The organism is Citrobacter sp. CK180, from assembly GCF_030333655.1.
In the GTDB taxonomy this organism is placed as follows: Bacteria; Pseudomonadota; Gammaproteobacteria; order Enterobacterales; family Enterobacteriaceae; genus Citrobacter_B; species Citrobacter_B koseri.
Genome location: NZ_JAOWFM010000045.1, coordinates 13,891 through 23,499, shown reverse-complemented (window position 1 = coordinate 23,499; position 9,609 = coordinate 13,891). Strand labels below are relative to the sequence as shown.

Annotated in this window: 13 protein-coding genes; 2 read left to right on the top strand and 11 right to left on the bottom strand. The window is 62.2% G+C overall.

The features are described 5' to 3' along the window. Positions 1 to 8: 8 nt before the first annotated feature. From OGV50_RS10510 to OGV50_RS10500, 3 genes are read right to left on the bottom strand one after another with little or no spacing between them, the layout of a single operon-like run. Positions 9 to 374, bottom strand: a complete 366-nt coding sequence (locus tag OGV50_RS10510) for a TIGR03745 family integrating conjugative element membrane protein (RefSeq protein ID WP_023102481.1) — start codon at positions 372 to 374, stop codon at positions 9 to 11. Positions 375 to 390: 16 nt separating this feature from the next. Next, complete coding sequence (locus OGV50_RS10505) at positions 391 to 624, bottom strand: TIGR03758 family integrating conjugative element protein (protein WP_023102482.1); 234 nt, start codon at positions 622 to 624, stop codon at positions 391 to 393. Next, a complete protein-coding gene (locus OGV50_RS10500) occupies positions 621 to 977 on the bottom strand; it encodes an integrative conjugative element protein, RAQPRD family (RefSeq protein ID WP_023102483.1) in 357 nt (118 codons plus the stop codon). The genes OGV50_RS10505 and OGV50_RS10500 overlap by 4 nt, the downstream gene beginning before the upstream one ends. A 343-nt stretch (positions 978 to 1,320) precedes the next feature. On the opposite strand from OGV50_RS10500, the gene OGV50_RS10495 reads away from it, so the two are divergent. Beyond that, positions 1,321 to 1,689 (top strand): helix-turn-helix domain-containing protein, encoded by a 369-nt coding sequence (locus OGV50_RS10495; RefSeq protein WP_049874857.1) that lies wholly within the window; start codon positions 1,321 to 1,323, stop codon positions 1,687 to 1,689. Continuing rightward, the gene (locus tag OGV50_RS10490) at positions 1,686 to 2,975 is read left to right on the top strand and encodes a type II toxin-antitoxin system HipA family toxin (RefSeq protein ID WP_033938200.1); all 1,290 of its coding nucleotides are present in this window, start codon (positions 1,686 to 1,688) and stop codon (positions 2,973 to 2,975) included. Before OGV50_RS10495 ends, OGV50_RS10490 begins: the two co-directional genes overlap by 4 nt. Before the next feature lie 61 nt (positions 2,976 to 3,036). Here OGV50_RS10490 and csrA read toward each other — a convergent pair whose 3' ends face one another. From csrA to pilL2, 8 genes are all read right to left on the bottom strand, one after another. Then, on the bottom strand, positions 3,037 to 3,234 hold the full coding sequence (csrA, locus tag OGV50_RS10485; RefSeq protein ID WP_010427565.1) for a carbon storage regulator CsrA: 198 nt from the start codon (positions 3,232 to 3,234) through the stop codon (positions 3,037 to 3,039). 274 nt (positions 3,235 to 3,508) lie between these two features. Continuing rightward, positions 3,509 to 4,258 (bottom strand): TIGR03747 family integrating conjugative element membrane protein, encoded by a 750-nt coding sequence (locus OGV50_RS10480; protein ID WP_033938196.1) that lies wholly within the window; start codon positions 4,256 to 4,258, stop codon positions 3,509 to 3,511. Then, the gene (gene traD / locus OGV50_RS10475; protein ID WP_023102488.1) at positions 4,255 to 6,420 is read right to left on the bottom strand and encodes a type IV conjugative transfer system coupling protein TraD; all 2,166 of its coding nucleotides are present in this window, start codon (positions 6,418 to 6,420) and stop codon (positions 4,255 to 4,257) included. Before traD ends, OGV50_RS10480 begins: the two co-directional genes overlap by 4 nt. A 10-nt stretch (positions 6,421 to 6,430) precedes the next feature. Then, positions 6,431 to 6,982 (bottom strand): integrating conjugative element protein, encoded by a 552-nt coding sequence (locus tag OGV50_RS10470; RefSeq protein WP_023102489.1) that lies wholly within the window; start codon positions 6,980 to 6,982, stop codon positions 6,431 to 6,433. Next, the gene (locus OGV50_RS10465; RefSeq protein ID WP_023102490.1) at positions 6,979 to 7,551 is read right to left on the bottom strand and encodes a lysozyme family protein; all 573 of its coding nucleotides are present in this window, start codon (positions 7,549 to 7,551) and stop codon (positions 6,979 to 6,981) included. Before OGV50_RS10465 ends, OGV50_RS10470 begins: the two co-directional genes overlap by 4 nt. Further along, positions 7,548 to 8,288: a TIGR03759 family integrating conjugative element protein gene (locus tag OGV50_RS10460; RefSeq protein WP_023102491.1), complete on the bottom strand. Its 741-nt coding sequence runs from the start codon at positions 8,286 to 8,288 to the stop codon at positions 7,548 to 7,550. Before OGV50_RS10460 ends, OGV50_RS10465 begins: the two co-directional genes overlap by 4 nt. 9 nt (positions 8,289 to 8,297) lie before the next feature. Further along, positions 8,298 to 8,945 carry a hypothetical protein gene (locus tag OGV50_RS10455; RefSeq protein WP_023102492.1) on the bottom strand — a complete coding sequence of 216 codons (648 nt, stop codon included), beginning with the start codon at positions 8,943 to 8,945 and terminating at the stop codon, positions 8,298 to 8,300. After that, positions 8,942 to 9,526, bottom strand: a complete 585-nt coding sequence (gene pilL2, locus OGV50_RS10450; protein ID WP_023102493.1) for a PFGI-1 class ICE element type IV pilus protein PilL2 — start codon at positions 9,524 to 9,526, stop codon at positions 8,942 to 8,944. The genes OGV50_RS10455 and pilL2 overlap by 4 nt, the downstream gene beginning before the upstream one ends. Between the last annotated feature and the right edge of the window lie 83 nt (positions 9,527 to 9,609).

The window sequence follows — 9,609 nt, the reverse complement described above, 5'->3', positions numbered from 1 at the left end:
CTCGTACCTCACAGAACGCCGGTGGCTTCGGTGAGCAGCCAGATGCCGACGACCAGGAGGACGGCGCCTACCGCGACTGTCAGACCGAACTGGCCCCACGTTTTGCGGCCCGTGTGGATTTCGGCATAGGTGCCGTAAGCGTGATAGCAAACGCCGACGAACATCGATGCGACCACCAGCAAGGCGATCAGCATCACGATGTCGTAGCCGTAGTTGCGCAGCGTATCCATGATGCCCGAGCCCGTGCCGCGCGACGGGTCTTCAAGCGTGGGCAGGCCCTGGGCCTGAGCGAGCGAACTCAGCATGGCAAACGCCGGCAGGGACGCCAGGGCGGCGATGCGTGCGGAGCGGAAGGGGTGCGAAACCGGATTCATGATGTGAGCCTTTGCGTTACGAGAGGAGGAAAAAAGTCAGCACGACGTACATCGCGACAAAACGCACCGCGACGCCGAGGAACTGACGCTGGGAAATCCGCTGCTCCGACCAGCCGACATAGGCGGTACGCAGTGCCCACGCGCCCCACAGCAGCAGGACCGCGAACACAGCGCCGACCAGCACGACGGAGACGGCGGATGGGGTGAAGCCGCCGTTGGCCTGAAAGGCGGTGATCTGGCTGGCATTCATTTCTTCGGCTCCTGTTCGGAGTCCTGTCGGTAGTCGCCCTGCAACGCCGCGGGGTCGCGCGGTTGGGCGCGCTGCGGCGTCAGGTAGTCATTGATGCCGGTCCGCATGCGCTGCAGGTCAGCCGTGAGGCGGGTGTAGTCGAAGTGATAGCGGGCGCGCTCCTGCGATGCGGTCGCAGCGGACTGCTTCGCGAGACGATCGAGCAGGTCCAGCTGGCGAACGACTGCCGCCAGGTGCTCCTTCTCAGTGCTGTCGTCGGCCGCGACTGCCGGTAGAGCCGTCGACAGGCCGACAATCAGCAGTGCTGCGAGCGTGCTGCGCCTTGCAAGTGCCGGGCGGTAGGACCGTGCCATCGTGCATTCCCCGTTGATGCGTAATGGCTTGATGCTGCGGCGGTGAGCGTGTGAAAGCCGCAAACAATGAGAACTGCCGGCTCACCACATTCTTGGGATGCGGGGGATATGCCTGTCCGGACGTGCCCACGTGGTATCGGCCGCTGTCGGCTGTGGGTGCTCGCTGGGGGTCAACAGGGATCGAATGTGGCGTGTTCGCTTGCTCCGGAACCGCTTGCGGAATACCAGGGGGAAAGGTGCTTCCACCGCAGATAAGCATCCCGACAGGAGTGCAAATCTGACAATTGCGCTCCCTTGAGAGCGGTTATTGAAAATTAGGCGGTGGAATGCAATAATCCGCCTCATGAAAACACATAAACCAGATAGTCACTCCGTTGAGAGTGGTAAAGTAGATGTTCCATTGCCGCTGCCTGTCGAGCGTGCTATCCGCAAGCTCGGCAGCGACGTCGCGCTGGCACGCAGGCGCCGCCGGATTTCGCAGGCCTCGCTGGCCGAGCGAATGGGCGCATCCGTGTCCACCGTCCGGCGCATGGAAAAAGGTGATGTGCGCGTGCCCATCCACTTCTTTGCCCGCGCACTGCATGTCTTCGGTGAGATACAGGCGCTGGCTGGCCTGCTGGATACGGCGCGTGACGACATCGGCCTGACGCTGATGGACGAAAACCTGCCCCAGCGTGTGCGTAGCAAGCCGGGCAAATCGGGGGCGCTATGAAATCGGCTGTTTCGATACGTCAGCAGATTCAGGTCTGCATCGGCAAGGCGGGCACGCCAGTCGGCACCCTCGTCTACGTCAAGCAGGGCCGCCGCGAAAACACCACCTTCGCCTACGACCAGAACTGGCTGGCAAACCCGACCGGCTTCAATGTGTCCGCCGATCTCGGTCTTCACGCCGGGTATCAACCGCGCAGGGCACCGTCAGCACATGATTCCGTCTTTCACTTCGCCCTTGCCGATACGGCTCCGGACGCATGGGGACGCAGGGTCATCGCGCGGGACCACGCCAGGCGCCGCAAGGACAACGCAGCGCTCGCCCCGTTGACCGAGCTGGACTACCTGCTTGCGGTTGACGACTTCAGTCGGGTTGGCGCCTTACGTCTGCGCGACCAGGATGGCCGCTATTGTCGGACGGTGGAGGACGGCAGGCGCAGCACACCGCCGCTTCTGGAACTGCAACGCATCTACAGCGCCAGCCGTGCGGTCGAGCAAGGCCAGGAAAGCACCGAGGATCTGCGTTACCTGCAGGGCAAGGGCACGTCTCTTGGCGGCATGCGGCCCAAGAGCACTGTGGTCGACGAGGATGGCGCGCTGGCCATCGGAAAATTCCCGAGCGTGGGGGATACGCGCAGCGTGACACGCGGAGAGGTGCTGGCCCTGTGCCTGGCGCAACGTGTCGGCATCGACGCTGCGCCTGCCCGTATCGTGGAACTCGACGGCATACCGGTCGCGATCATCCGCCGCTTCGATCGCGATGGTGCCGACGGGCGCATACCGTATCAGTCGGCCGCATCCCTGTTGCAGGCTTCGCGCGAAGAGGATCGAAGCTACACCGAGATCGCGGACGTTATCCGCTCGCTGGGACATGCGCCGACCGCCGATGTGCAGCAATTGTGGCGGCGCCTGGTCTTCAACCTGTTGATCACCAATGTGGATGACCACCTGCAGAACCATGGTTTTCTGCATGTCGAACGGGGGCTCTGGCGACTGGCGCCGGCCTTCGACGTCAATCCCTTCCCCGACAAGGACAGGGAATCCAAGACCTGGCTGTCAGAAGAGGATGGGCCGATCACCGATCTTGAGATGCTGCTGGCCCGAAGCGCGTATTTTTCGTTGAGCAGGAGCGATGCACTGGCCGTGCTGGCCGAAGTGCATGCAGCCGTTCTGGATTGGCGGAAGGTCGCGCTCAGTGCCGCGGTGGGGTTGCGCTCGAACGAGCTGGACGATTTCGCGCCTGCCTTCGAACATGAACAGATGTCGCTTGCGAAAACGCTGCTGGGTTGATCGACCCACGAACTGAAAAGAGAAGCAGGCGCAAAATTGCGCCTGTATTCATAGCTTCTGTCTAATAGAGGTTCTTTCCAGAAAGAGCCGAAACTCTTTCGCCGTGAATCCGGTCATAGATTTCCTCTCTGTGAACATTCACGTCCTTCGGCGCAGAGGTTCCGAACTTCACCTGCTGGCCTTTGACCCCCAGGACGGTGACGGTGATATCGTCCCCAATACGGATGATTTCACCGACGCGGCGCGTCAGAATGAGCATTTGCCCTCCTTGCTGGCGTTCTTTTTGTCTGCCGGAAAGGCCATCAATGGCCGGAGGGGAAAGCCCACCAATGACAGCGCGGGCGGATTTCCATGGTGTTGGTCGCTATTCCACTCCGGGCTCCCTATTTTTGATAGCACCGTGTGGAAATTTCATCATGGCAGAAGTATTTCGGTTTTCATAAATGTTTTTGCAGATCAATAATTGAATATTGATCGTTATTGCCGATCAACATTTGCGGACCTGAGTGTCAGTTTGCATCGTGGCAATACACCTATAAATACTTCTTAAAGCTGCTGGCTGTGATGTCCGTCGCCAGTCCCAGCAGCACCGCGCTGGGCAACAGGATGAGCAAGGGACTCACACTCAATGGGAGCGCCAGGTAGATGACCCATGGCAGCACCGCCAGCGGCATCAGCGATGCTTTGGCGCGATGATAGATGAAGCCGGATTCGCGTCCGGCGCCGAAACGGCGGATGTCGCGGCGCACGAGGCCGTCGACCAGCCCGACGAAGGCCGCCATCAGGAACAGCGGCAAGGTGAGCACCAGTACCATCAGGCGCACGATGAACACCAGGGTCGTGAACGCCGCGGCGATCAGGTAGCTTTCCACCCAGACATAGGCTTGGCTGATGTAGTAGCGAAAATCCCGCGCTGCGCCATGGCTGGGAGCGCTGGCCTGGTTCGCCGCATTGCGCATCCATTCCAGCAGGCCGGTTTTGACGAAGATCCACTCGTGGGCCTGTTCGACCAGCCAATGGGCAGTGCGCCCCGGCTCCTGTACGAGAGCGCTACGGGTGAAGTGGCCGGAGAGCTGCGCCAGCTCGTAGTCCAGCATTCCCTGTGCGTGCCGCCATCCCTGTTCCGGCCAGAACAGGTGCATGCCCACGCACTCGATGACGATGCACAGAAGGAGCGAGCCGCACAGTACGCCGAAGAGGCGAAACGGCAGCGTGATGATGCCGGCGATCAGCCCCTGCTGGCGGTTCTGCTGGCGTTGCACTGTCGCGGCCGGATCGCTCATGGCAGAGCCGCTTCGTCTTCAGCTGTGGCAATGTGCCGGAAACCGTCGAGAAGGTCGTCCGGCAAGGGCTCATCCTGAAGGCCGGGAAGTCCCTGGTTTTCCCACCAGTCGCCGGCTTCGACGTAGTGCTGACGCATGTACCCGGCGAGTTGCTGTAGATCCCGCGGCATCTCCTCGTCTGGGTCGGGAGCCGGGAGCGGCATGCGGATTTTCCACAGGTTGCCGCCCTCCAGCAATGCGAACGCCTGACCTTTGGGCAGAGACACCACATGCGCGGGTTCGATCAACGGCACGCTTGTCGTGGTGATGCGATCCTGGGTGTTGCTGGTGAAGTCCGTCTGGCCGCGAATATCCGAGCTATCGGTGGCACCGCTCATCAGCGAAGTCGTGTAAACCTCGACCTTGGGAAGCTGTTTGGTCAACAGCTCTGCCGTGGCCGTTTCGCGTACCCGCAGCATGAAGAGATTATTGAAGTTGCCGACGACCTGGCCAGCCTTGGCGCGGTTGCCGATGCGTGCTTCGATATCGCTCAACGTTTGGGTATAGGCCGTGACCTGGAGTCCCGCGCCGCCACCTTTGTTGACCATGGGAATGAACTCATCGCCCATTAATTCATTAAATTCGTCCGCGTGGACGTTGATGGGAATTTTCACCCCGGTAGCCGCGCCGGGAAGGCCGTCATCAATCCCGAATTTGTAGATGTGTCCAGCGACGGATACCAGGTCGCTGAACATCGAGTTTCCGACCGCCGCCGCAACCTCTGCATCCGACAAGGCATCCAGGCCAACGTAAACGACCGCCCTCTTGCGGATGATCTGCATCCAGTCGAAGATCGGCCGCGGGTCGTTCAGGTCGGAATAGTTGGGGGCGAGCAGCTGTGCGGTTTTGCCGGTGGTGAGCTTCTCAAGCAACGGCAACAACGACGCGACGATCTTGTCGAAATAGGTGCGGTCATAACGCACTGCCGACCGCAAGCCATCAAGCACGGGGTCGTACACGCGCACCTGAGACAGATACTGTTCGAGCGCCACCACGCGCTTCTCCCTGCCCATCATGTGACGTGGAGTGTTCTTGTCGTTGATCCGGCCCTCCAACTGAACGATGATCTCCCAGGCCTTCGGCTCATGGATTGCGAAGTAGCGTTGGGCATATTCGATGAACAGCGCGTCGATGTTCACGACATGCCGCTGGATCAGCAGGTAGTCCGGCCGCTGCCCCAGCTCCACCAGGGCCCTGGCGATGATGTTGACGAACCGCCATGCAAATTCACGGAATGCAGCGCTATTGCCTTCCCCGGAAAGCTGCCCGGCGATGCGGGTCGCCACTTCACTGATGCGGCCGAAGCGTCCCACAGCGTTGTAGCGGGCCGAAATGTCGGGCCATCCGAGATGAAACACATAGAATTCGCCCTCACGCCCGGCGCGTTTGGCCTCGACGTACATCCGTTTCAACAGGTCTGCGTCACCCTTTGGATCGAAGACGATGACGACCTCATGCTCACCGGAGGCGTTGCGCCGACGGATGTCTTGCGTGATGAATAATTCGGCCAGGCGAGTTTTGCCGACGCGGGTGGTTCCCAGCACAAGCGAGTGGCCGACGCGTTCGCCGAGCGGCAGGGTGACGTCGATCTCGTGCGGCTCGATGCCGTGCAGGCGTGGCGTGCCTCCCACTGGGGGCAGCTGTCGCGCGGGATTCAATGGGCTGTCCCATGCAATCACCCGAGCGAGTTTTGAAAGCGGAAACGGCGCGAACTCCAGACGCTCTTCGACGCGCCGGGCAAGGCGGTAGATCGGCGTGGGTTCGACGTAGCGCCGAAACTCCGGTCGATAGGTTTGCATCAGCCGGTGAGTGTGGCGTTGATCCCAGCGAAAACCGCGGCCGATAAACAGGCGTTGCCGACTGACCGGCACCTGCCGGCTGGTCATGACATAGCGAGGCAGGCGGCGGATGTTGCGGCGGTATCGCAAGATAGCCATCGCCTCGCGCAAGCGGATGCCGCCGAACACGAGGAATGCCATAGCGCTGGCGAAGCCCAGCAGCGGGCTTAACGCCAGCGACCAGGGTGCCACCATGCACACCAACGCGGCGCCGGCGCAAACCGCAACGGTGTATAGCTCCACCGCTGGCCGCAGCAGCACTTCCACCGCATGAGGCTGGGCCATGATGGCGCACTCACTGCTCGATGCCGGTGGCGGTGATCAGGACCGGGTAATGCCGCAGTCCCAACCGCTGCGCGAGGTCGTCACCCGATACCGGAGACAACGTGAGCTCGGGAGCCAGCTTGCGCAACCCAGTAAGTGTCTCCGCCGATCCGACATTGACCACGAGACCGACGGCGCTGATTTCGTGCAGCGCCGCCTTGCGCTCAATCAGCCAGGCGCGGGAGCGTTTGTCATCACCGATGAGGAAAACGGGTGCCAGGCCTGGTGCCTGGATCACCCTGCGAGGTTCATCGCCGGGCGACAGCCGCTCCGAGCGCACGGGCAGCATATCGGCTTCGCTGAAGGTCTTGTCTGCGGACGGCGGCACAGAGATCCGCGGCGGGTCCGGTTGACCCTGGCGTGGTGGCAGGTCCAGCGCCTGGTAATAAGGCAAGGCCGACCTGCCTCCATGGTCCTCGACTACCACGAGAGGCGGTTGGCCTGCCAGGGCTGGCAGACCACCGGCACATAACAGGGCGCAAAGAATCGGCCTCGCGGCAACGGCAGTGAAGGTATGCTTCATGGGGTATTCCTCCTGGTGGAAGCGTCAGCACGGGAAGGACCGACCACGCGCGCCAGGTGCTGGCTGACGCTGCGCCGGTAGCGCGCGGCGGGAGCGCCGCCAGCCGGGCGGTGATAGCGGCCGATCGCGAGCAACCAGTCTTCGCCCGGCGTATGTTGTTCACGCAGGATTTCGGCCGCGATCGCGAGGTTGCGATATGGATCGAGCAGGTCACAGGGGTGGCTGTAGCGATGCTTCTGATAACCCAGGTTGATCTGAGCCAGTCCCGCGTCGATGCGGGTTGGCGGCACTTCGCGCAACGCTTTGTTCAGCCCGTTGCATGCCTCGGCGTGGCTACCGAAACGGCGGGCGGTTCCAGCGACGTTCAGGGTCCAGGGCCATGGGACCAGTCGGCCACCACGCCGCAAGCCGCTCTCCTGCAGCGCAACGGCATAGAGCACCGGGGACGGAATTTCCGCACGCTGCGCCGCGACCTGGTAGGCAGGAGGCGGTATCTCCTGTGCCCTGGAGAGCGCGGTTCCGGCGATCGAGGCGGCCAGAACTGCAAGCAGGCGTGCATAGCGGTTCATTGCCTTTGCCATTCGCCGCCGATCTGCCGCACGACGGCTGGCAGATCCCCTTGCAGGCCCAGCGACAACCAGCGGCCTGCATCATGGTTGAGGGTGATGGAGCCGCTACGAACACGGGCGGGGTCAATCCGGGCGCGCTTGGCCCAATCGCGGATGCGGGCATCATCCTGGCGGCTGCCGACCATGTAGAGGTCGAATTCAGCCCCGGAGGTCTGCAATTGCTGGACAAGCTGGCCGCATGAGGCACAACCGTCCTTGATGAATACGGCCAACCGGTTCGCATCGCCCGGCACACCGGTTGCGCTGAAAGTCTGGTTGGCCCCCGGCAGATTGACGCGCTGCATGCCCGGATGCAGGCGTTGCCAGGCAGCGTCATAAGCACGCTGGTAAGCCAGTGTTTTCTCGACACGCCGCGCTTCGACCTGAACCTGCAGTTCGGCGTAGCGCCGGCGCTCTTCATCTGAACGCGCCTCGATGCCGAGCGCGGTAAGCGGATCGAGATTGGGGGAAAAAATGCCCAGCGGACCACGCATCACCTCCCGGTAACGTGTCCATTCCTCCAGGCGCAGCCCCCAGTCGCGAGCATTTTTCTCCTCGCTGTTGCTCGCAGTTGTCGCCTGTTCCTGATCAGGTACAGCAGGTGACGTGGACGTGCGGGTGTTCTGTGCTGATACGGGGGAGATGACGCCAACGGCAAGGTTGGTAGCCAGGGCAAGCGAAATGATCATGCGGTTCATCTGGCCCTCCTATGGCGCTACCACGCGAAGAACCTGACCGTTGTTCTGGAACACGGCGGTGCGGTCTTCGATGGTTTCCAGCCGCCAGCCAGCCTCGGATTCACCGGGCCGCAAAACGCCGGTCAGTGGCGAGGAAGCTCCCCTCGCGGGCTGAATCGACAAAAAGCGTTCACCGCCCCGCATTTCGAGACCAACGACCTTGAATGGAGGCACCGCCGCCTTGCGCCTGGAGGCCTGGTTTTTCTGCGCGCGGGTTGGGGCGGGTGCGACCTGAGCGGCTTTCGCCAGGCGGGCTTCCAGTTGCTCGATGCGGCTATGCAACGGGGCAAGGCTCTCGGCCGTCAGCCGTTCGCCGAGGGCCTGCTCGATCCTGGAAGCCCATTGCTCGATGGCCTGACGCTCGATCTCGAATTGCGTGGTCGTCAACATGTCGGGCTGCTGACGCTGCGCTTCGAGCTGCTGACTCAGTTCTGCCAGCCGGGCCTCCAGGGCTGCGACTTGTGTGCTCTGTGCGCTGCCGCCTGCCTCGGTGGCAAGGTTGGACAACGCCACGTGATTCACCACCACTCCCGTGCTGATCAGCAAGACCCAGGTGATGGTGGCCACGCGCAGCAGCGGTACCCGCGACCGACGGGGAGAGCCGGGGATGGTGGTCATGGCCGCACCTCCGTTGTGAGCGGACGTCTTTCGACATGATCGGCAGCCTTCAAGGCTGACTGCGGGGGGGATTGGGTCTGACTTGATGACGGCTGCTGAGCGCGGTTGAAGCAAATTCGGCGAGCGCCATCATCGACTTTCAGATCCCACGCAGGACCTGCTAACGTCAGCAGGGCATCGCGAAGCAGCATCGGCCCCAGCCGATAGTGGGATGCTGGCAGCGGCAATGAGTTGAGTGCGGTGATGTCGCCCACCGGGCAAAGTTGGTAGCCGGAACGCAGCAAGACGTGATGCAGTGCATCGCCCACTGTCGCGCTGCGCGTGTCGGGAATGGAGACATCGACAACCTGCAGCAACAGGTCTTGCTGTGCCGATGCCGGCGCCAGTTCGACCAGCGTGTAACGGCCATAGCGAACGACGGGCACGAATTCCGGATTCGGCTTCGTCGGTGCGATCGCCGGCTTTGCGATCGGGGCGGCCTTGGGCGGAGGCGTTGTCGTCGCGCAGCCGCTCATCAGTACGGCGGCGATCAGCAGGCCGCCGCCCGCCAGACGGCGATGAAAGTGGCTGAGTGGTTGCATGTGTCGGTTCTCTGGGACGTTGAACCGACACCATCGCTGTTGATGGCGGGAGCATCAGCAAACAAAGGGATTTGCTGGCTCTC

What these genes read in the sequence shown, in the direction of transcription:
- OGV50_RS10465 (WP_023102490.1), bottom strand. Translation starts at nt 7,551, where the DNA reads ATGAACCGCTATGCACGCCTGCTTGCAGTTCTGGCCGCCTCGATCGCC.
- traD (WP_023102488.1), bottom strand. Translation starts at nt 6,420, where the DNA reads ATGGCCCAGCCTCATGCGGTGGAAGTGCTGCTGCGGCCAGCGGTGGAG.
- OGV50_RS10455 (WP_023102492.1), bottom strand. Translation starts at nt 8,945, where the DNA reads ATGACCACCATCCCCGGCTCTCCCCGTCGGTCGCGGGTACCGCTGCTG.
- OGV50_RS10510 (WP_023102481.1), bottom strand. Translation starts at nt 374, where the DNA reads ATGAATCCGGTTTCGCACCCCTTCCGCTCCGCACGCATCGCCGCCCTG.
- OGV50_RS10490 (WP_033938200.1), top strand. Translation starts at nt 1,686, where the DNA reads ATGAAATCGGCTGTTTCGATACGTCAGCAGATTCAGGTCTGCATCGGC.
- OGV50_RS10470 (WP_023102489.1), bottom strand. Translation starts at nt 6,982, where the DNA reads ATGAAGCATACCTTCACTGCCGTTGCCGCGAGGCCGATTCTTTGCGCC.
- OGV50_RS10500 (WP_023102483.1), bottom strand. Translation starts at nt 977, where the DNA reads ATGGCACGGTCCTACCGCCCGGCACTTGCAAGGCGCAGCACGCTCGCA.
- OGV50_RS10480 (WP_033938196.1), bottom strand. Translation starts at nt 4,258, where the DNA reads ATGAGCGATCCGGCCGCGACAGTGCAACGCCAGCAGAACCGCCAGCAG.
- pilL2 (WP_023102493.1), bottom strand. Translation starts at nt 9,526, where the DNA reads ATGCAACCACTCAGCCACTTTCATCGCCGTCTGGCGGGCGGCGGCCTG.
- OGV50_RS10460 (WP_023102491.1), bottom strand. Translation starts at nt 8,288, where the DNA reads ATGAACCGCATGATCATTTCGCTTGCCCTGGCTACCAACCTTGCCGTT.
- OGV50_RS10505 (WP_023102482.1), bottom strand. Translation starts at nt 624, where the DNA reads ATGAATGCCAGCCAGATCACCGCCTTTCAGGCCAACGGCGGCTTCACC.
- csrA (WP_010427565.1), bottom strand. Translation starts at nt 3,234, where the DNA reads ATGCTCATTCTGACGCGCCGCGTCGGTGAAATCATCCGTATTGGGGAC.
- OGV50_RS10495 (WP_049874857.1), top strand. Translation starts at nt 1,321, where the DNA reads ATGAAAACACATAAACCAGATAGTCACTCCGTTGAGAGTGGTAAAGTA.